The organism is Terriglobia bacterium, from assembly GCA_020072645.1.
Taxonomy (GTDB): domain Bacteria; phylum Acidobacteriota; class Terriglobia; order Terriglobales; family Acidobacteriaceae; genus Angelobacter.
In genome coordinates, this window is sequence record JAIQGK010000009.1 from 238845 (window position 1) to 257988 (window position 19144).

At 56.5% G+C, this 19144-nt stretch carries 17 protein-coding genes and 3 pseudogenes; 10 read left to right on the forward strand and 10 right to left on the reverse strand.

Going from position 1 to position 19144, the window contains the following annotated elements; all coding sequences use genetic code 11:
- Positions 1-19: 19 nt before the first annotated feature.
- On the forward strand, positions 20-1027 hold the full coding sequence (locus LAO76_14475; protein ID MBZ5492135.1) for a DUF2950 domain-containing protein: 1008 nt from the start codon (positions 20-22) through the stop codon (positions 1025-1027).
- Positions 1028-1085: 58 nt separating this feature from the next.
- Here the strand turns inward: LAO76_14475 and LAO76_14480 are convergent, their stop codons facing one another.
- Positions 1086-1376 carry a hypothetical protein gene (locus tag LAO76_14480; protein MBZ5492136.1) on the reverse strand — a complete coding sequence of 97 codons (291 nt, stop codon included), beginning with the start codon at positions 1374-1376 and terminating at the stop codon, positions 1086-1088.
- Positions 1377-1852: 476 nt separating this feature from the next.
- On the opposite strand from LAO76_14480, the gene LAO76_14485 reads away from it, so the two are divergent.
- The 5 genes and pseudogenes from LAO76_14485 to LAO76_14505 all read left to right on the forward strand — a co-directional run bounded on the left by LAO76_14485 (position 1853) and on the right by LAO76_14505 (position 4706).
- Positions 1853-2356, forward strand: a complete 504-nt coding sequence (locus LAO76_14485; protein ID MBZ5492137.1) for a tyrosine-type recombinase/integrase — start codon at positions 1853-1855, stop codon at positions 2354-2356.
- The gene (locus tag LAO76_14490; GenBank protein MBZ5492138.1) at positions 2301-2537 is read left to right on the forward strand and encodes a tyrosine-type recombinase/integrase; all 237 of its coding nucleotides are present in this window, start codon (positions 2301-2303) and stop codon (positions 2535-2537) included. Before LAO76_14485 ends, LAO76_14490 begins: the two co-directional genes overlap by 56 nt.
- Positions 2534-3468, forward strand: a pseudogene (locus tag LAO76_14495) (tyrosine-type recombinase/integrase). The gene LAO76_14490 and the pseudogene LAO76_14495 overlap by 4 nt, the downstream one beginning before the upstream one ends.
- A pseudogene (locus LAO76_14500) lies at positions 3465-4454 on the forward strand (site-specific integrase). Before LAO76_14495 ends, LAO76_14500 begins: the two co-directional pseudogenes overlap by 4 nt.
- A 51-nt stretch (positions 4455-4505) precedes the next feature.
- Positions 4506-4706 (forward strand): hypothetical protein, encoded by a 201-nt coding sequence (locus LAO76_14505; protein MBZ5492139.1) that lies wholly within the window; start codon positions 4506-4508, stop codon positions 4704-4706.
- A 110-nt stretch (positions 4707-4816) separates the two neighbouring features.
- Here the strand turns inward: LAO76_14505 and LAO76_14510 are convergent, their stop codons facing one another.
- Both LAO76_14510 and LAO76_14515 read right to left on the reverse strand, forming a co-directional pair.
- Positions 4817-5140 (reverse strand): hypothetical protein, encoded by a 324-nt coding sequence (locus tag LAO76_14510; GenBank protein MBZ5492140.1) that lies wholly within the window; start codon positions 5138-5140, stop codon positions 4817-4819.
- Positions 5141-5552: 412 nt separating this feature from the next.
- On the reverse strand, positions 5553-5954 hold the full coding sequence (locus tag LAO76_14515; GenBank protein MBZ5492141.1) for a recombinase family protein: 402 nt from the start codon (positions 5952-5954) through the stop codon (positions 5553-5555).
- Between LAO76_14515 and LAO76_14520 the strand changes: the two genes are divergently transcribed.
- Complete coding sequence (locus LAO76_14520; protein ID MBZ5492142.1) at positions 5895-6317, forward strand: hypothetical protein; 423 nt, start codon at positions 5895-5897, stop codon at positions 6315-6317. The two genes, LAO76_14515 and LAO76_14520, sit on opposite strands and share 60 nt — an antisense overlap.
- Positions 6318-6404: 87 nt before the next feature.
- Here LAO76_14520 and LAO76_14525 read toward each other — a convergent pair whose 3' ends face one another.
- From LAO76_14525 to LAO76_14550, 6 genes and pseudogenes are all read right to left on the reverse strand, one after another.
- Complete coding sequence (locus LAO76_14525) at positions 6405-6794, reverse strand: hypothetical protein (GenBank protein MBZ5492143.1); 390 nt, start codon at positions 6792-6794, stop codon at positions 6405-6407.
- A gap of 253 nt (positions 6795-7047) precedes the next feature.
- Positions 7048-8205, reverse strand: a complete 1158-nt coding sequence (locus LAO76_14530) for a VWA domain-containing protein (GenBank protein MBZ5492144.1) — start codon at positions 8203-8205, stop codon at positions 7048-7050.
- Positions 8202-10474: pseudogene (locus tag LAO76_14535) on the reverse strand (DUF5682 family protein). The gene LAO76_14530 and the pseudogene LAO76_14535 overlap by 4 nt, the downstream one beginning before the upstream one ends.
- Before the next feature lie 7 nt (positions 10475-10481).
- On the reverse strand, positions 10482-11588 hold the full coding sequence (locus LAO76_14540; GenBank protein MBZ5492145.1) for an AAA family ATPase: 1107 nt from the start codon (positions 11586-11588) through the stop codon (positions 10482-10484).
- Positions 11581-13005, reverse strand: a complete 1425-nt coding sequence (locus tag LAO76_14545) for a DUF5691 domain-containing protein (GenBank protein MBZ5492146.1) — start codon at positions 13003-13005, stop codon at positions 11581-11583. The genes LAO76_14540 and LAO76_14545 overlap by 8 nt, the downstream gene beginning before the upstream one ends.
- Positions 13002-14426: an SWIM zinc finger domain-containing protein gene (locus LAO76_14550; GenBank protein ID MBZ5492147.1), complete on the reverse strand. Its 1425-nt coding sequence runs from the start codon at positions 14424-14426 to the stop codon at positions 13002-13004. The genes LAO76_14545 and LAO76_14550 overlap by 4 nt, the downstream gene beginning before the upstream one ends.
- Positions 14427-15082: 656 nt before the next feature.
- Here LAO76_14550 and LAO76_14555 point away from each other — a divergent pair.
- Both LAO76_14555 and LAO76_14560 read left to right on the forward strand, forming a co-directional pair.
- Positions 15083-16690, forward strand: a complete 1608-nt coding sequence (locus LAO76_14555; protein MBZ5492148.1) for a hypothetical protein — start codon at positions 15083-15085, stop codon at positions 16688-16690.
- A 25-nt stretch (positions 16691-16715) separates the two neighbouring features.
- The gene (locus LAO76_14560; protein ID MBZ5492149.1) at positions 16716-18539 is read left to right on the forward strand and encodes a carboxypeptidase-like regulatory domain-containing protein; all 1824 of its coding nucleotides are present in this window, start codon (positions 16716-16718) and stop codon (positions 18537-18539) included.
- A gap of 127 nt (positions 18540-18666) precedes the next feature.
- Here LAO76_14560 and LAO76_14565 read toward each other — a convergent pair whose 3' ends face one another.
- Complete coding sequence (locus LAO76_14565; protein MBZ5492150.1) at positions 18667-18954, reverse strand: transposase; 288 nt, start codon at positions 18952-18954, stop codon at positions 18667-18669.
- Positions 18955-18957: 3 nt separating this feature from the next.
- Between LAO76_14565 and LAO76_14570 the strand changes: the two genes are divergently transcribed.
- The coding region (locus tag LAO76_14570) for a hypothetical protein (protein ID MBZ5492151.1) at positions 18958-19144 on the forward strand (187 nt) is incomplete at its 3' end.

The window sequence follows — 19144 nt, forward strand, 5'->3', positions numbered from 1 at the left end:
TGAAAGGGCTGCACTTATGATGGAGAAACAACTAACTGTCTCACGCTCCGCAAATTTATATTCATTATTTTTTCTCGGTCTTGTTCTGCTGATGGCTACAGCTTTGCCGGCCATCGCCGCAAACTACGCGGAAAGCAAGCAGAGCCTGTTCGCCAGTCCTGAAGATGCCAAACAAGCCCTGGTGGACGCGGTCAAAGCCAAAGACCGCGCAGCGTTGGGAGAGATATTTGGGCCGGGAAATGACAAGCTGCTCTCCGGTGATCCTGTCCAGGACAATCGCGAACTGGACCAGTTCGTCGCCGCTCTTGATCAGTCTGCCAAGCTTGAGCCTGCGCCCGACGGAGACAAGGTCACGCTCACCGTTGGCGCGGATAACTGGCCGTTTCCCATTCCAATCGTCAAGCAAGGCGATAAGTGGCGCTTTGACACCGCAGCCGGTACTGAAGAAATACTAAATCGGCGCATCGGAGAAAACGAACTCTCCGCTATCGCCACCTGCCGCGCCTACGTGCTGGCGCAGTGGGAATATTTCACTGAGCGCGATCACGATAATGATGGCGTAGCCGAATATGCGCAGAAATTTGCCAGCTCTCCCGGACAAAAAGATGGGCTCTACTGGGAAACCGTTGAAGGCGAGAAGCCCAGCCCCATGGGCGAGCTGGTCGCGGCTGCGCGTCTTGAAGGTTACACAAACACCGGCAAGCCTAGAGCTGCCGCCACTACAGAGAAAGAGAAAGCCGCTCCCCGCCAGCGTACTCCTTATCACGGATACTATTTCAGGATTATCAAGAGCCAGGGCCCGCACGCGCCCGGCGGAAAATATGACTACGTCATCAACGGAAACATGATTGCCGGCTACGCTTTGATTGCCTATCCCGACAAATGGGGCAGCTCGGGTGTAATGACTTTCATCGTGAATCAGCAGGGACGCGTCTACCAGAAAAATCTCGGTGCAGACACGGCAAAGGTCGCACCCGAGATCAAGGAATACGATCCTGATGCAACTTGGAAGTTGGTAAACGAGTAGCAGCAGCGATCCGCTTTCCAGCAAAACAACAAACCCGCCTCGCGGCGGGTCGTGTTGTTTAGGGGTTTGGGATTTCCTCATTCGGTGGCTGTGAGAATCGCTCGCGGTCGCGTTCTTCAATGCGGCGCATGGCCCCAAGCAGATGGTAATTGGCGCCTGCGCGAAGCTTCTCATGCTGGCGGTTGAGGGACTGCATCATGAGCGGATCAAAAATGCCGACCTGCTCCAACGCTTCCATGTTGCGGTGGACGCGGGCGTATGCTGCGTTAAGACGGTTAAGGAGATCGTAGACGTGCGGTTTGGATACACCGCTGGAATTAGGGACACTGCTAAAATCAGGGGCAGCCATAGGTCGCCTTTCTAGTGAAGGTGATTTGTGGTCAGGGCGCGCCGGTGTTCATAGCACTGGCGTGGCCCGTCTCTAGCTTTATAGTCGCGCAGCAAGAGCGGACGCAACAAAATAGCGAAGCGTTTTGAAGAAACGAATAAAGTGAAGTAGCGAATTTATTTTGTTAAGCGGAAATTTTTTAGGAGCCGCTCTCTCATCAGTTCTCACGCATTTTCTTTAGCTCTACTTGCGGCCGTAGGAGCATCCACGGAACGAGATCACCAGACGGTGCTTGGCTTTTCAGTTCTCAACAGTTCAAACCACACGATCGAGTTGTTATCCCCGTCACGATCCGGGAATATCAGTCCTATGCGCGGAAGTTTCTTGTCGAGCGATTCCAACGAAGCCCACTGGTTCTCGAGGCGTTAAGAGCCCGAGACATTTTCGATTTTGTTCTACGGCATTGCCGGAGCCTCAGCATCAAGAGAGCACAGCTGATGACAACGGCTTTCCGCTCTTTCTTCCGTTTCCTGCTTCAGAAAGGAGAAATCGGGACGGATTTAGCGGCTTCAGTACCATCAGTGCCGGATTGGCGACAGGCCACCGTGCCCAAGCACCTGACTCCGGAAGAAGTTCAGCGTGTGTTAGGAGCCTGCAACCGCCGAACTGCTAGTGGCCGGCGTGACTACGTCATCCTTATTATGCTTGCCCGTCTCGGCCTTCGCGCCGGCGAGGTCGTCTCCCTTCAGCTCGATGACATTGACTGGAGGGCTGGTGAAATCCTGATCGGCGGTAAAGGGCTGCGTCACGATCGGATGCCGCTGCCGAACGATGTGGGCCAAGGCTCTGGCATCCTATCTGCGCCGGGACCGGCCAGCATGCCAATCACGACGGGTATTCGTTCGCATGAATGCCCCACACCGTGGATTCGCCGCTTGTGCGACATTGCCGACGATTGTTCGTTCCGCGATCGAGCGTGCAAACCTGCATCCTCCTTCTAAGGGTGCTCACATATTTCGTCATAGCCTTTCGACCGCGATGCTCCGTTCAGGGGCGACGATGGGAGAGATTGGCGAGGTCCTTCGCCATCGAAACCTGGGTACAACGGAGATATATGCCAAGGTTGACTTCAATGGTTTGCGCTCACTGGCTCACCCCTGGCCGGCGGGAGGCGAACAATGAACCGGCTGGAACGCGCATTGGAAGATTACATCGGCATCCGCCGCAGCCTCGGGTCCCAGCTCCGGCAACCCGCGAGCTTGCTGCGAAAGTTTGTCGCGTTTCTGCGAACCGAACGCGCATCACGCATCACCACGACGCCGGCGCTTCGTTGGGCGACTCAGCCCACAGGGGTAGATCCTTTTCGCTGGGCCTCGCGTTTGGGCATGGTGCGACGCTTCGCGATCTGGTATAGCGCTATAGATCCCCGCACCGAGATTCCCTCCGCCGGCCTCCTCCCATTCCGACGCCGACGTAAGCCGCCTCATATTTATAGCGATGAAGAAATATAAGCAATCCTTCGGCAAACCCAGCAACTCCCCTCGTCCAAGGGGCTCCGAGCCCGTACGTTTACAGCTCTTTTCGGCCTGTTGGTGGCCAGCGGAATCCGGATCAACGAGGCCCTTAGTCTGGACCTGGCCCGATGTCGACCTCGATCGTGGAATCCTTCACATCCGGCGGACGAAGTTCAGAAAATCGCGTTATGTGCCGGTTCATCCGACCACCGTTGTAACCCTGAGGAAATACGCAGAAGCCCGAGATCTCCTCTTTTCCGCGACATCCACACCAGCGTTTTTCCTCTCCGAGCGCGGCAGACGCATTCCCGCTAAAACAGCGCAATACAACTTTGCCAAGGTATCGCAGCGCGTCGGCCTGCGTCTACCAGCCAAGCATCACGGCAGTGGTCCACGGCTCCATGACCTGCGACATCGATTCGCCACACGCACTTTGATCCAGTGGTATCGCGCCGGCCTCGATGTGGAACGGAAACTGCCCAAGCTGAGCACCTATCTCGGGCTCGTTCACGTGAACGATACCTACTGGTATCTCGAAGCAGTCTGAGCTTCTTCAGTTGGCTACCGAGCGGCTGATCCCACGGGAGGTGCCACGGTGATTGCCGCCGCCTTCCCCAGTCTTCTTCAATCTTTCTCTACCGATCGTCTACTTCGGCAACAGCAGGCGAGTCCACACACCATCGCGGGATATCGCGATTGCTTCCGTCTGCTTCTCCAGTTTGCTAAAGAACGACTCGGGAAAATGCCTTCCCAACTCCGCATCGAAAATCTCGATGCCCCTTTCATTGGTCTTTTTCTTGAACATCTGGAACGTACGCGGAAAAACAGCGCTCGTACTCGGAATGTGCGGCTGGGAGCAATCCACTCCTTCTTCCGCTATGTGGCTTTAGAGGAGCCTGCGCACGCCATTGCCAGCGCATCCTGGCCATACCCAACAAACGTTACGAGCGGCGGCCAATCGAGTTTCTCAGCCGGGAAGAAGTCGATGCCTTACTTGCCATGACGAATCCTTCTACTTGGATCGGGCGCCGGGACCGGACCCTGCTCTTAGTCGCAGCTCAGACCGGACTGCGGGTTTCCGAGTTGACCAGATTGAACTGCCAAGATGTTGTGCTTGGCACCGGAGCCCATGTCCGCTGCCTCGGAAAAGGCCGAAAACAGCGTTGCACACGCTTCTTCCAGAAACGGCGCGGATGTTGGATGCCTGGCTGCGCGAAGGCCGAGGCCGTCCCGAGGACCCGGTCTTTGCCAGCATCCGTAGTGGCAAACTGAGTCGGGATGCGGTCGAGCGTCTCATCGCGAAGTACACGAATCTTGTGGCACAAACCTGCCCCACACTTAAACGGAAGAACGTTTCTCCGCATGTCCTCCGGCATAGTGCCGCCATGGATCTCCTCTACCACGGCGTGGACCGCTCTGTGATCGCACTCTGGCTGGGGCACGAGTCGGTGGAACAACACAGATGTATCTCCACGCGGACATGCGTTTGAAGGAGAAGGCACTCTCGCGCATTCCGCCGCTGGGAATCAAGCTTGTGCGATACCGACCCAACGATCAACTTCTTGCATTTCTGGAAGGCCTCTGATTATGCCGATTCAGGATGCGAGTCGAGCCCCTCCCAATCGCAGCATCAAGAATGGCAGTCGGCATAATCCGGGAATCGGCATTCAACCGGTTATGCCGCGCGCGGCATAACCGGTTCTCCATCGGCATTCGCGACTCCCACGACAAGTCAATTCGTCTGGGACTCACTGCCGGCCTGCGTGTCTTCGTTTGCTCCAACATGGCTTTCAGCGGCGATTTCACGCCGGTGATAATGTTGCATAGTCGCGCGTGAGATCGATGCCTCCGTTTGACACGAAGATCTTCCATGTTTTGTCAGAAAACACAAGTGCTGCGATTATCTGCAGCAATTACAGTCGCTGCAACGTGATCACGACCGAGTCATCATCCGAGCCTCTGGCATTCTTGGGTTAAGCGGAAAATGAGCTTAATGACATCTGTGTCTATTTCAATCCGTTGTACAAGTGTTCTGATGATCTCCCTTTTACGCTGCCAACCAGCGTTAAAGAGATCGTGACCAATGGCTGCTGACAAGTCATGCAGGCGTTTCATCGCCAATCGAACGCTCTCTAAATGCCCAACCTCCCCGGTATCAGCCCTGATTTTGACATCGAGGTCGGAGATCCTGCGCCTAGTTCTATCCATCCGTAGAGCGAACTGTTCCTTGCCAATCAGACTCTCAGTGAAGCCGTCGATCAACCGCTCCATTGCATGCTGCAGTTTCAGCGTTGCGCTTTGAAATTCTCGATGCGTTCCAAGGAACCTTCCGCACTGCGGCGGCTCTCATACTCATGCTGCAACGTTCGAGGGCTTCTCAGCAATTCGCAGAGCTGTTACCACACGGCTGTTTCCAGAAACTTTCCCTGGACTTGTTTGTTAGGGCAAATCGCTTCGCCGCCAAACCTATAGCCGTCGGACCCGCTGCATCGGTAATAAATGAAGTCTTTCATCTAGCGACCTGCGCCTAGTTGGCGAATCGTCTTCCCGTAGTATGCGTATCCGCATTTGGCGCAGCAGGTAAGGCCCTGCAACAGGTAGCCGGGCCTGCGCCGCCCTTGTCGCGCACGGCTCCGATTTTCCGCTAATTGTGCGTATGCCGCGCGAAACAGCTCTGGGTCGATCAAGGGTGGAACAGGGACGTATATCCAGTCTTTTGGGTCCGTATCCACTGGCCTATTGCTTCGCCGGGGTTGCGACGGGCGCCCACGCGCTGCCCGCAGGCCGCCTCCTTTCCACGTGATGTCATGTGCGTTTTCCCGTATGCTGCCTGACCCTGATAAGCTGGGTTCTGCAGAACGTGCCACACAGCCTGCCACGACCAGGTTCGCTTCCCGGTAGCAGTCAGTTGACCAGCTTTCTCAAGCCGATGGCAAACTTCTGAGAAACTGCTGCGGTCTTGCGCGATCCAAGAAAAAATCTGTTTGACGACCCGCGCTTGGTCGGCAACTGGCTCAAATCTTGCTTGTCCTTCACCCTCCTGCACCGTGACATAGTGTGCGCTCGTGAGTATTACTGGGACCACGGCATAGCTTGGCTCGATGAAAATAGGGTTCCGATAGGAGGCATCGGAGATGACGACGCGGAAATCGTCGACGGCGCCAGGATTTTCGACATAACTTCGACCGGGAGGGCTGGCCGTCGCTGGCGTTCCGATTGGCAGTGGGCCAGAGAAATCACAGCATTCGCCGCGCCGGCAGGCAAATTCTTCAGCGACGGTAAGTGGCTTTACTCGGCAGGCAAAACCGGGCTTTCCAGGTGGGAACTGGAAACCGGCTCGCGAACCGGATACTTAGAAAACTTCCAGCCGATGCATCACCACTTGGGCGCGCGAGAACTGGTCCAACTCGCCGACGGCGTTCTTGTGCGATGGAGCACGACTGAATAGGGTGCTGGATAAAGTGCCACGAGTCGTTCCTTTCAGGATCTTGAGAATGCGATTTTATGTCACCGATGCAAGTTTCGCGGCCGGTCTCTATAACATTTCAAAGCCTCCGGAGGTCCTGCTGAAATCACAGAATGTGACAAGCCATTCGTAGCTCGCCGAATAGACATCAATCGCGTCAATCTGATCGATCTTCGTGTCTGGGGTGATAATCAGCGTCTTTTTCGGTCTATCTGTGACCGTCAAATCCGCCAGGACACCCTGTTCCGGTTTCATCGCAAGCGCTCGAGTTCCAATGTAATCCCCAATTCGACTGGCCGTGTCAGCATCCACTTCGGCCTTGCAACCATACGTTCCCATGCGCTCGAAGAGGTCATTGTCTATGATCTCGGCATCGCGCAGAAGCTCAAGCGCGGGACGCCAGTTCCAAGCGTTGATCTTGATCTCTTCGCCGTTTTTCGCAATTAGGATGAACGACATGTCCCTTACTCGGAAATCACGTAAACACGAACAATTGCAACAGTCATGTGTGAAATAGCAATTTTACGTCAGCTAGTCGATTGGAGTGGCCGGGCCAACATTTCCTGCGCATTCTCGTCCTTCAATCCAGGCGTTGAGCGCAAAGCGGTAATTCGTCCTGGTTGCGCACGATTTTCTTACCCTCCTCGACCGTAGCTGGTCGCCATTCATCCATTGGCCGCAAATTCTCCTGCGCATCAACGAACATTAGGGCTCAAGACCCACGGATAAGAGCAATGTCTGCTTCAGCTGCCCAACTCTGTAAATCCTTTCTAGTGAGCGCGGCCGCCATCATCGAGGAAAACTGATCTGGAGTGCAGGCGAACACCGGACACCCAAGGGTCGCGACTGCTTCGGCGTGTTTTGCTTCGTAGCTGGGATGGCCTGAATCGGAAAGCGCGAGCAGTACGATGAGGTTTACACCGCTCTGCTTGATAGCGGCCACACGGGCAAGCATCGAGTTGGCATCGCCTCCTTCATATAGGTCTGTTATGAGGACAAGATGAGTCTTCGATGGGACCTCAACCTGCTTTTCACAATACGCGAGCGCTGAGTTGATATCGGTACCACCGCCGAGTTGGACTCCAAAGAGCACCTCAACGGGGTCCGCGAGCTGATCGGTTAGGTCCACGATGGATGTATCGAAGCAGACGAGCTTCGTGGGAAGTCCAGGGATCGAGGCCATGACGGCAGCGAAAATGGACGAATATACAACCGAGGTCGCCATCGATCCAGACTGGTCGACGCACAAAATAACGTGGTTGAGTTCAGCGCGGGTTTTCGTGTGCCGCGAGTGTCCAACGAGCGTCTCTGGAACGATCGTACGATGTTCCGGTTGGTAATGACGCAGGTTTGCCTTGATGGTCCGCGGCCAATCGATGTCGGCGTGACGAGGTCTACGAGTACGCTGAGAGCGGTTGAGTGCGCCTCTCAGTGTCTCGCGGGTGTTGTGCTCGAGCCGGCGCATAAGGTCGTCCACAACTTTGCGCACTACCTGTCGGGCGGTTTCAAGAGTCTTGCCTGGAATCGCAGCGCGTAATGCGATGAGGTCGGCGACAAGATGGACGTCGGCCTCCAGGGTCGAAAGGAATTCCGGTTCGAGCATCAGAGCCTTCAAGTTCAATCGCTCGAATGCATCCTTTTGGACAATTTGCACGACCGGAGTTGGGAAGAACTCGCGGATATCTCCAAGCCATTTCGCTACACGCGGAGAAGACGCGCCTAGTCCACCTCTGCGCTTCTCGTTGCCGCTGTCGTACAGTGCCGAGAGAGCGGCATTGAGACGCCTGTCACGGTCTGATAGCTCGTTCTGCTCCTGATCAATACCAAGCGCGAGTTGCCAGCGACGCCACCGTTCTTTCTGAGAGATCATGCGGGCTCTCCAAGGCCGAGGATCTTATAGAGCAGTGGTAGGGCCGCTTCAAAAGCGGGGCTCGATTCAGTTTCGATGTGCGACACTGCGGATGGGTGTTGTTGACGTCCGCGCTGAACTTTCTCAAGCACTCGGCGACGCGCCACTGCATCAAAGCCCGACATACTTCGGCGCAGGAGTGGAAGAGAATCAGTGAAGTCCGTTTCACTGAGCTCGCAGAGCCATGCGTCAAGGAGCTGCAATAGCAGCTCGTCTTGCAGGAGCACCTCCGATCCGCCTCGTAAGAAGCCTTCAAGAAAAGCCCCCGACTCCTTTGGTTCACGAGGGCCCGTGTGGCGCGCAAACTCGGTTGCGACTGTTTCCATCTCCCAGGCACGCACGTCGTGCAGACGACGAAGACTGAGGCCAGCAATCGACGACGTGACCTGGTCATCACCCACGATCCTGCCTAACTCGGTTCGCCACAAAGAGGTCAGCGCGTCATCGCCCAATAGGCGTAATGCCTCATCGTAGGCTTCCATGGCAGCCATGCGTGCGGCCGTGGTCTCTTCATCCAACCCGCGCGATCCCATTCGAACGCCGGCATTGATCTCCACGCTGATCGACAGGATCAACGAGCGAAGCGCATCCTCAGGGAGCCGGCGCGCAGTGCCGTAGCGGAGCACCCGCACCAGAGGAGAGACCGCGTTCATCAGGTCGGTGATATCGCTGGAGTTAACGGCCACGGCCTGAAGTTGCTCAATGCACGAAGTCGCCGTTTCTGGGAGGTCCGCGACAAGAGCGCTCTGGATGAGAACAGCAAGCTCTGTGATCGAAGTTGTTTCCCGTGCTTTCTTCAGCGTTGCATTGGCTGCGGCCTGTTCAATGGTGACTCCATAAACCAGCGCCTCCGCCAAAGATACTGAATATGACGGGTTCCATTCGATGACCCATACCTCGCGGAACGTGCCTCGACCCGCTTGAGCATCAGTGAGTTTGCCCCACGGAACATTGATCAAGTTCAGGCGGTGCAGGAGTGTTGACTTCAGCAGGCCTGCCTCGAAACGCAGATCAAGTTTGATTTCCAACTCCAGATCTTGCGGCTTCAGGCGCGTCTTTCGTTGCCAATCAGCGAGGTCGCGTGCAAGGGGATTTTGTGGGCGCGCTCGCCGATCTCGCCCACGCGTTCTCCGATGTACAGCTTGCGCTCCAACATCGCCAGCGGAACCGGATTGCCGTCGCACATTGCAGCCAGCGATGCTTCACGCATTTCAGCAAGGCCCGGCATCGGGAGATCCCGAATTGCTGCTAGTCCGAGGGCCAGGCGAGCCGCCTCAATGGCGGAAGCCGTAGGCGCCGTGTAACCTTCTTCGCGAAGCTTGAACGCAGTACGCGACTGCCATACCGAAGCAAACTCCTCTGCGCTGGGCGGCTTCTTCCGCGTGTAGAGCGCCCAGAGATGGCGATACCATCCCGGGGAAATCACTCCTGCTCGGTACCCGGAGAATGCGCTGAGCCGGCTGTCCGTCCACGGTACCCATGTGGCTTCGACCTTTATGCGGGGCAAGTCTGTAATGAGTGCGCGGTCATCTGCCGCGTTCCCTTGTCGAAGTCCGCTGATGTGCCAGGCGCCGGTCACAACCGCCAACTTTCCATCACACTCTTTGAGCGCTGCACGTATGTTCGTGCGCATAAAGGCCTCGCGCTGATTGTTGCGCGATACCTCATCCGGCGCTTGTGGGTTCAAGCCTTCCTCCGCACGAGCCTCTGTCATTGCGGTCTCGATGGCCGTGAATACCGAGATGGCTTCTCGCCCGCTGGTCCCATGTTGTTCGATCAGGCCATTCCAAAAGGTCTCGCCGCCTTCGTACCCGGCTGCACTGGCCAGCAAATCGAGCGCGTCTGCTCGTGGCTGAGGCGGCTCGTTTTCCTGGTTTTCTCGCGCGGCTTTCTGTAACGCGAGTGAGATGGCGGCAGGGCAATCAATGAACCGCACCGGGCGTTCGTGTTTCAGAGCCCATTGAATCGCCTGCCATTCAGGGGAGAACTCAGCAAACGGCATGAACGAGGCAAGGCTCGCTTCGTCCGCGGCATGCATCAACATGGCAACCGGCGGCTTTAAGTCGGGGTCGGCGATGTACTGAATCAGTTCATCTCCTTCCGGAGGTCCTTCCACCAGGACACATGCTGGGTCGAGCACATCCAGCGCTTTCCGCAACAAGGCAGCAGATCCGGGACCGTGATGACGTATCCCGAGAATGTGCACGCGTTCTTCGGCTTGAGCAGGCATCGGTTGACTAGAGAACCTCACGAATTGCCGAGTAAAGATCCGACCAACCGTCGCGCGTCCGCACGACGCTTTCGAGATACTCCTGTAAGGCGACGGTGTCTTGCACAGGATCTTTCACCACCGCACCGACCACGTTTGGAGCAAGACTTTCCGCCGTGATAACTCCATCTCCGAAGTGTGCTGCGGATGCCCATGCGCTTATACCTACAGAAATCGCCTCGGCTGTTGAGAGCGACCCGCTGGGAGATTTGAGCTTCGTCTTTCCGTTCAAAGTCTTGCCATCACGTAACTCGCGGAACAGGGTCACGACTCTGACTAACTCTTCATCAGCGGGACGGATGGGTGGTAGCTCAAGACTCGACCCGATTTCAAGAACGCGCTTAACGACGATACCGGTTTCCTCTTCCAACGTAGCGGGAGATGGGAGCACAACAACGTTGAACCGGCGTTTGAGTGCAGACGACAGATCATTCACGCCTTTGTCACGATTGTTAGCTGTCGCGATTACGTTGAACCCGCGTTTTGCTTCGATCGCATCGTTGAGTTCAGGGATAGGCATGATCTTTTCGGAAAGGATCGTGATCAGAGTGTCTTGTACATCCGAACCCATGCGCGTGAGTTCTTCGAGGCGAACGATACTTCCTTCCTCCATCGCCTGCGCCAACGGAGTTTTGACGAGAGCTTCGCGGGACGGTCCTTTGGCCAGCAGCAGCGCGTAGTTCCAGCCATATCGAACATGGTTTTCATCTGTTCCTGCAGTGCACTGAATCATGCGCTGGGAGGATCCCGAAATGGCCGCCGCCAGGTGTTCAGATACCCATGACTTTGCTGTTCCCGGTAACCCCAACAGCAAGAGAGCGCGGTCTGTCGCGAGTGTCGCAACGGCGGTTTCGATCAGGCGACGATTGCCAATGTACTTTGCTGAAATGGGAGTGCCGTCCGTCGCCTTGCCGCCAAGAATGTAGGTCACGATCGCCTTGGGCGAAAGTCGCCAGTTCGCAGGCCGAGTAAGCTTGTCTCCAGCCGCTAGTGCAGATAGCTCTTTCGCATACACTTCTTCGGCGCTCAGTCGGATTCGGTCAGAAGCTTGTTGGGCAGAAGCTTGTTTAGGCATGGGGCCGGTTGTTCTCCATTCCATCAAGGATATCAAGCAGTGCTATGGGGGTAACGGTTTGTGATTGATCGAACTCCGCGAGTTGCTCGCGAAGTTCCTGTCGCTGTGCCGCCGGACATATCGATGCGATCATTTCCAGCCAGTAGGCGCTCCCGAGCTCTTGCTCAGGGAGCTTCATCAACAATTTCGCATGGAGGACGATCGACATTACTGCAGGCGGGGCCTCTGTGTCCGTGATCCGATGCAGCCAATCCCAAAGAAAGTAGGTCGCCGGCAGGTCTTTTCGATAGGGATTCACAATAATCTCTTCCCACCGCTGGCGTTCTGATTCTGTCATCGTACCCAACGTGTCGAATCCGCTTTCAATCATGCGTTCCCACGCATTTGGCAGGTTTGCGACCACAAGTTCGAGCAGATCAAGACGGCGCTCGCTCGTAGCAATGAAAGCCAATGCAAGAAGCAAAGGCTCGTCTTTTGCGGCCGCTTCAATCAATTCTCTTTCTGTGATTTTGAACGCGTCTGCCAATTCAGCGAACGATACGTCGGTAAACGTTTGGAGTATCCAGCGCGATGCAGCCTGGTCCTTTACGTTCGCGGGAAGCTCAAGTTGCAGGGCGGTGCGCCTCCGAATTAACCCGCTGTGGCCTTGCTTGATTCGTTCCAGGCATGCGCCCAAAGCCGGATTGTCTTTTCCTGCACCGAGCCGCGCCAGGAATCTCGCTGCAAGCGCTCGTACCCGCGGTGCTCGATCCTTCTCCAGTGTGCTCAGGAATGGCTGGTCGGCCATGCTTAAGCCGGTTTGGAAGACTTGCAGCAGACGGTAGCGAGCATCTGCATCTTCTTGCGCCCAGGTGGACCCAACCAGAGCACGAGCGGCATCCGCGTCATTTCGGCGCTGCTGCTCCAGATGTGCTGCGCGGCGGGAAAGCGTCGCTTGTGCCCAGTTGCTCTCATCGAGCAGCTCAGGATCGAAGTAACTTTGTGTCCCCGCATCTGGTTTCTGCCTATCAGCCCAATGCTGTGCTGTTGGACCAAGCTTCTCGGCATGTGATCGAACGAAAGCATCGATCAAGGGCAGATCAAATGGGTGCGGACGCAATCTCAGTCGATCGAAGGCACGCGCCAGAGCACGCGTTGGATGCTCGGTAGCGTTCTTTGCCGTGAGCAAGCGAATCAGCGGACGCCGCAGACGATCGGCGACAATCTCTCGATCATCCTTTATCTCCGGTTCGACGATCAACGATCCCGGTGTCGAAGGACGCTCAAAACGCAGTGCTTGTGCCGTGAGGCTGAGTAGTTCAATTTCGCCATCTGAACTCGGATTCGAGGGACGAATCAATTCGGCCGGCAGGGGGTGCCTTGATGTTCCTTCCAACAGCGATGGCAAGACCTTTGCGTGTAGTGTGTCCAAGTTCACGCGCGCAACCACCTTCCGAGCGGCGTCTCTGCCCAGCCTAACGTGAACTCGTATCCATTCCACAAACCGATTCCATCAATGCCATTGATACTTGCAAGGGGTAGAGCATGACTCGCTTGCGATGTATGCAGAGGCAGCGACAACTGGCTTTGGCCATCGCAAAGATAGAGTTGTTCTCCGTTTCGACGCACACTAGCCGACCGAAAGCTTAGGGGCAGAGTCCCGAGCCATGGAAGCTGAGCTAACGCGCGCTCATAGCCGGAGTAGGACGCACTGAGAGGTTCGTTCGGCAAAGTGAGCGGCTCGTTGTTTTGTTCCGCGCCTCTCTTGAGTGTAGTTATTTGTGCGCGGAGCGGAATGGTGGAGCGGTAGAAAGCTAACTCAGCCTCGATTTTATCCCCAACCGAGTATCCGCCTGTCGCGGCCCCTGTAGAGATCGGTACGAAATCAATCAGCACCGCATATCTAGGCCTGCTATCGGCATCGCTTTCGCGCCAGAGCCACGTCTCAACTCTGCGCAGACGGTCTGGTTGTGCCTCGGAATGCACGGCGAAGACTCTCCACTTTGCATCGACTCGCAACGCCTCCGAATCGCTGAGCAGCGCCTCTCGTGTCACCGACCAGCCGACGGCCTGTCTTGCGTCCGCTGCTAGAAGTTCGGGAAGCGCCGACGCGCGTCGGTATGCCTCGCTGATCAAATGGACTTGTCCCAGCTCTCGGATCGCGGCTGTGGGACGCGCGGGTCCGGGTAAGGTAAAGAGTCTCGTTGGCAGACCATCGAGTCGCCCCGCGAGGCCAGATGCTTTCGCGTCGACGAGTCTTTGGGCGATCGTTCGGCACGCCTGAGCGGCCTGGACGACGAAACTCGCCATCCCGTGCTGAACCTGATCTGACAACCAGGTGTCAAGATCTTCTAGGCCCGCCAGCACCGCCGCCTCACGTTCCAACTTGTTTCTTTCGCGAGCCGCTGCAGCGCGTTGTTCCGCCTTCGGATCGGCCTTGGCTGCAGCTTCGGGTATTTCGGTGAGACGGATCGAGGGCTTGGTTTTAGGCTGTTGCTCTTCATCCTCAGCCTTGCTCGCTGCTGTCGATTTTCCGCGCCTGCGCAAGAGCCAGTCTCTTACCCATTCGGGAACGGTGGCCGGAGCGAAAGCGGAGGGCTTGTCGGCTCGCATCCACATAATCGCGAGCGCGTGCTTGCACGGAAATTTTCTGCTGGGACACGTGCATTTGTATCCTGCATCTGCCTCGTTGACAACCACGCGATAGGGAGTCGCGCCAGAACCCTGGCATTCGCCCCAAACAAGCCCTTCGCCTTCCGCCAGTGTCGGCCAAGACGCCGGCTTCAATAGCTTTCGTGCAGCCCCAAGCGAAGCTTGGTCAGGAGCGAGTGCCTCGATTCTCTCTAATGTGAGTGACATCCCTGGCTCAATGGTAGAGCAATCATCTGATGGTGCCAATACTCGGCCGATGACCATTGTCACATTCAGAACTCCGAGAACCCTATGTCGAATCAGGCTTTTTGATACTTCTTGCGAGTACTTACCCGGAGCCTTTGATTATATGTAAGTCACTGATTTGAAAGCCGGAGACCAGAAGATTCTCTATCTGCAGACGGCCGAATCTGGATCAGCGTACAGGTACCATAGGCACGGTGTGCCATGGCTCAAGGGAATCGCCTCATCGCAAGAACCGCTTCAAAGCACGTTCATAACGAAGGGGGACTGCGGGGAACGGAAGCCCGCTACCAAGGGACCGCGTAGGTCCCATAGTAACAATCTCTGTCACTACCCGGAAGCAGGAGACGCTATGGACGTGCTGGCTGGTTCGCTTTGGCTTTGTTCCTATGCACGTGCGTCGGCTGGGCTGCAGAAAAGCCGTCGCTAAAGCTGGACGAGAACAATATACGGATTCATCTTCTGCCCGCGCTGGTGCTTGAATTGCCGGTCGTCAACAACGCGGGCAAGCCGTTAGAAGGCCGCTTCCGCCTGGAATTTCTGGACAGTGACGGCAACTCTGCCACTTGGACGACCGGTACTTTCCGGGAGGAGCCGGGTACTACAGTAAAAAGGATCCCATGGAGGCGAGCAAGCTTCCCAGCAATGAGCCTTCACGCCTCGTCTGGTACAGGCTGCGCTATGAGTTCAGTCCTGACGATGCTCCAGGAGTTGCACCGGCCAGGGGCGCGATCCAGGTGGGCAGGGCGCTGCGCGATATGTTCGAGCTGCGCATGACAGGTTCCAGCCATGTTGTTCCGGGTGCGAAGTATCCGGTACGCATTCGCGTGGATGATCCCGAGAATGGGCGCCCGATGTCTGGAGTGTCTGTCGAAGTCAGACTCGACATTGACGACGACGCGGCAGTCAAGCGCAAGGTCGTGATCAATTCTGCCGGATATGGCACCGCCACTTTCAATTTGCCCAGCGCGGTAGAGAGCAACGAAGTTAGGGTCTACGCCACCGCCACTCGCGGGCAGTTCGAAGAAGAAACCTATATTGACTTCAAGTTCCCGGACCGCAATCGCGTCACGCTGTCGACGGACAAGCCTTTGTACCAGCCGGGTCAGACCGCGCACATGCGCGTGACTGTCTTCGGCCCAAACAAGCGTGCTCTGGCCGATACGCCGGTCAAGCTGACCATCGAGGACGAAGAGAGCGAAGAGCAGTTCCACCAGGCTGTCACCACCTCGCGCTTCGGCGTCGCCAGCGCTGACTGGGATATCCCGCAGAAGCTCCGTTTGGGCGACTACCGCATCACGGCTGCGGTTCGCGACGAAGATTACAGTCGGCAGGCGAAAATTCGCATTAGCCGCTACGACCTGCCCACCTATTCTGTGGTGGTCACTCCCGACCGGACCTATTTTCTGCCCGGCCACGACGCCAACGTCGAAGTGCGTGCCGACTACTTATTCGGCAAACCCGTGCAGCACGCCAAAGTGCGCGTGGTTCGCCGTAACGAGTGGGAGTGGAACTACCGCGATCAGAAGTGGGAGGGTGAGGAGACTGGGCCAGTGGAAGGCCAGTTCGACGCTTCCGGGAAATTCATTGCCCACGTCAGCCTGAGGAAAGAATTTGAAAATTTCAGACCTAACCGATGGCGCCGCTTCCAGGACCTTGAGCTGGCGGCGTATGTCACGGATCTTTCCACGGGACGGACCGAACAGCGTCGCTTCCAACTTCGCTTGAGCGCACTGCCGATCCACCTCTACGTGCTGAACTCAAGTACGGGGTCTGCTGAGGCGCCCCTGGTGCTCTACGTGACGAGCTCGTACGCTGACGGCACGCCGGCCTCCGTGGATGGCAACATCGCGAGCTTTTTCCCTGACGCCGAGGGCGAATGCGATGAGCAGGCGACTGCCGCTAAACGCGTCACGCTGTCGAGCTTCCACACCAACCAATTCGGCGTGGGCCGTGTTAAGCTGCGACCTTTGCCGCCCGAACTGTTGGCTAGCTCGAAGTGGGCACGCATTTATCACAAGCCAGAATATGAAAACCAAAGAAATACGTGTCTGCTTCTCGAGGCTGCCGATCGCAAGGGCAAGCGCGGCACCGACGTTGAGGACCTAGGTTTCGAAGTGGGACGGCCGTTCCTGAGCGTGAAGACCGATCATTGCTCTCTATCGCGCCGAAGATCCCATCGCGGTCTCGATTCTTTCGAACACCACTCTGTGGGAGGCTGTCGTTGATCTGTCCGGTGCCAGCGGCCTGCTCGTGTCCGAAGTAGTACACCTCAACCACGGCCGCGCGCAGATCAATTTTCCCTACGATCCGCGGTTTCATGGCCAGTTTGAGGTTACCGCGTTTGCTATCACTGGAAGCGAAGAGAAGAACAGCGATCTCGTTGGTGAACGTCAGGTTCTTTTCCCGGGACCGCAGGAGCTACAGCTTGCGTTGCGCATGGCCAAAGCCGTCTTACGTCCGGGCGAAGAGGCTGCGGCTGATGTGGGCGTCCGCACTCCCGAGGGCATTCCGGTCGAGAGCGCGTTGGGCGTGCTGGTATACGACCGCGCCGTGGCCGAGCGCGTGCGGACCGACCAGCAGTTCGGCCGCGAGTATGGCTTCGACATTTACGATTTTCTCGATGAGTACTATGGTCAGGGCATCGCGGGAATCACCTACCGCGACCTGGCCGCTTGGGACTCCGCCAAGCCTTTTCCCGATGGCCTTGACCTGGTCGCTGAAGCCATCCTTGCTTACACCGGGCGCTATGAATCGGAAGGCACCGTCGAGTTCACCGGCAGCGGATCTTATACCAGCTTGCAATGCAAATCGGTCTTGCGGCGCGTGATATCCGGCACAACAGATCCCATCTTTGAGGCTCTCCGTAAGGAGTACAAGGACACGGAGCGCTACGCTCGTGACGCGGACGGATTGAAGGAGATACTGAAATTTCACGGTCTGGACTTCAACACAGCTCTGGACCCCTGGGATGTCTCCTATCGTGCCGAGTTTTCTGTCTCCGGACCGAAGGATGTCCTCACTCTGATCAGTAGCGGGCCCAATAAACGCCCCGGGACAGAAGACGACTTTACCGTTCTCACCCTGGGCTGGCCTTACTTTCGCCCAATCGGCAAGTTGATAAACGGAGCAATCTTCGCTTACCAGCGCGAGACCGGTAAATATATCCGTGACTATCCCACATTGCGCGCTGAGATGAAAAAGCGAGGCACCGACCTCGACGCACTGCGCGATCCGTGGGGCCGGCCCTATCGATTCACTTTCTCGATTGCTGGACCCTACTACAACACTCGTGTCACAAGTGCTGGCCCTGATGGCATCTTCGGTGCTCCTAAGGGGCAACAATTCTCGGACGACGTAGAAGAATGGTCCGCCTCCATCCATTATTTCGCTGACGAGACAACGGCTATCGAAGAGGCGTTGGCTTTGCACTACGTCAAGACCGGCGTTTTCCCTCAGAACGACCAGGAATTCAAAACGGTCCTGGATGAAGCCAATCTGACACGCGAACAACTTATTGATCCCTGGGGCCGGCCTTATCACTTCGCCTTCACAGAGCGTTCGCGCTATGCCGACCAAATCAGCATCCAGACCCAAACTGTCTACGGCCAGGATCCCAGGTCGATCACCAAGGTCACTCCGGTCACGCAGAAGGTCGCCTACATTGAAGTGCTGAGCGATGGCGAGAAAGCAGACCAGCCAGTTCGAATCATGGTCGCTGAGTTCAACCGAGTGACAGCGGAGCAGGACACCAGACGTGTCACTGCTATGCCGACTCCCAACCAACCGCCCGTAGCGGGCGGGCACGGAACCATCCACGGTACTGTCACCGACCCTCAGGGCGCAGTTATTCAGAACGCCAACGTTACTGTCACCTCTGAAGGCGGTGTGCCATATACCGCAACCACCGATGCTGTGGGCTCATATGAATTCACCGGGCTGCCTACCGGCTTCTACCAGCTTCAGGTTGAAGCCCAAGGTTTTCAACACAGCATAGTCCTCCGCATCCCGGTGCAGCAAGGTGGCGTGACCGTCGTAGACGTAAAGCTACAAGTTGCAGGCTCTATGCCGTTTTAGCATTTAGTGTGCTGATATCCACAATGCTGTATCCAGCCCATGGCATCCTGTGAAGTGATAGCGGCAATAGCCTCAGTGATGGCCGGGTCCAGTGCTTCAGCCGTGCGTGCCTTCAGGGTTCGTAGGATCAGTTCACGGCAGGTGCTTTGTGGGCGCTCAGATTGTCCATGACTACGATCTGGCCGGGCTGCAGCTTGGGGCATAAGACCTGCTCCAGAAAAGTCAGAAACACATCGGTGTCGGTGGAGTCCTCAAGGGTCATAGTGGCCAGCAGTCCGGACTGGCTCAGGGCTCCCAGCAACGTGAAGCTGCGCCAATGGCCAGCAGGGATGGCTTCTGGGATCTTTTCTCCCTTTTCGGCCCATCCCCAGTAGCGGCTCATCTGGGTGTTGAACCAGGTTTCATCGACAAACACCCATTGCCAATCTTCGATCTGGCTTATTTTCTGCTGGTACGCCTGGCGCTGCTGCTGGATCCGCGGCGAGTCTTGTTCTTTGGCATAGACCGACTTTTTTTAAGACGCAATCCCATCTTTCCCAGCGTGGTCCAGATGGAAAACTGGCTGCTACGTAAGCGTTCTTCCTGCTCCAGTTTCTTCTGCAATT

What these genes read in the sequence shown, in the direction of transcription:
- LAO76_14475 (MBZ5492135.1), top strand. Translation starts at nt 20, where the DNA reads ATGGAGAAACAACTAACTGTCTCACGCTCCGCAAATTTATATTCATTA.
- LAO76_14480 (MBZ5492136.1), bottom strand. Translation starts at nt 1,376, where the DNA reads ATGGCTGCCCCTGATTTTAGCAGTGTCCCTAATTCCAGCGGTGTATCC.
- LAO76_14485 (MBZ5492137.1), top strand. Translation starts at nt 1,853, where the DNA reads ATGACAACGGCTTTCCGCTCTTTCTTCCGTTTCCTGCTTCAGAAAGGA.
- LAO76_14505 (MBZ5492139.1), top strand. Translation starts at nt 4,506, where the DNA reads ATGGCAGTCGGCATAATCCGGGAATCGGCATTCAACCGGTTATGCCGC.
- LAO76_14510 (MBZ5492140.1), bottom strand. Translation starts at nt 5,140, where the DNA reads ATGGAGCGGTTGATCGACGGCTTCACTGAGAGTCTGATTGGCAAGGAA.
- LAO76_14525 (MBZ5492143.1), bottom strand. Translation starts at nt 6,794, where the DNA reads ATGTCGTTCATCCTAATTGCGAAAAACGGCGAAGAGATCAAGATCAAC.
- LAO76_14530 (MBZ5492144.1), bottom strand. Translation starts at nt 8,205, where the DNA reads ATGATCTCTCAGAAAGAACGGTGGCGTCGCTGGCAACTCGCGCTTGGT.
- LAO76_14540 (MBZ5492145.1), bottom strand. Translation starts at nt 11,588, where the DNA reads ATGCCTAAACAAGCTTCTGCCCAACAAGCTTCTGACCGAATCCGACTG.
- LAO76_14550 (MBZ5492147.1), bottom strand. Translation starts at nt 14,426, where the DNA reads ATGTCACTCACATTAGAGAGAATCGAGGCACTCGCTCCTGACCAAGCT.
- LAO76_14555 (MBZ5492148.1), top strand. Translation starts at nt 15,083, where the DNA reads ATGGAGGCGAGCAAGCTTCCCAGCAATGAGCCTTCACGCCTCGTCTGG.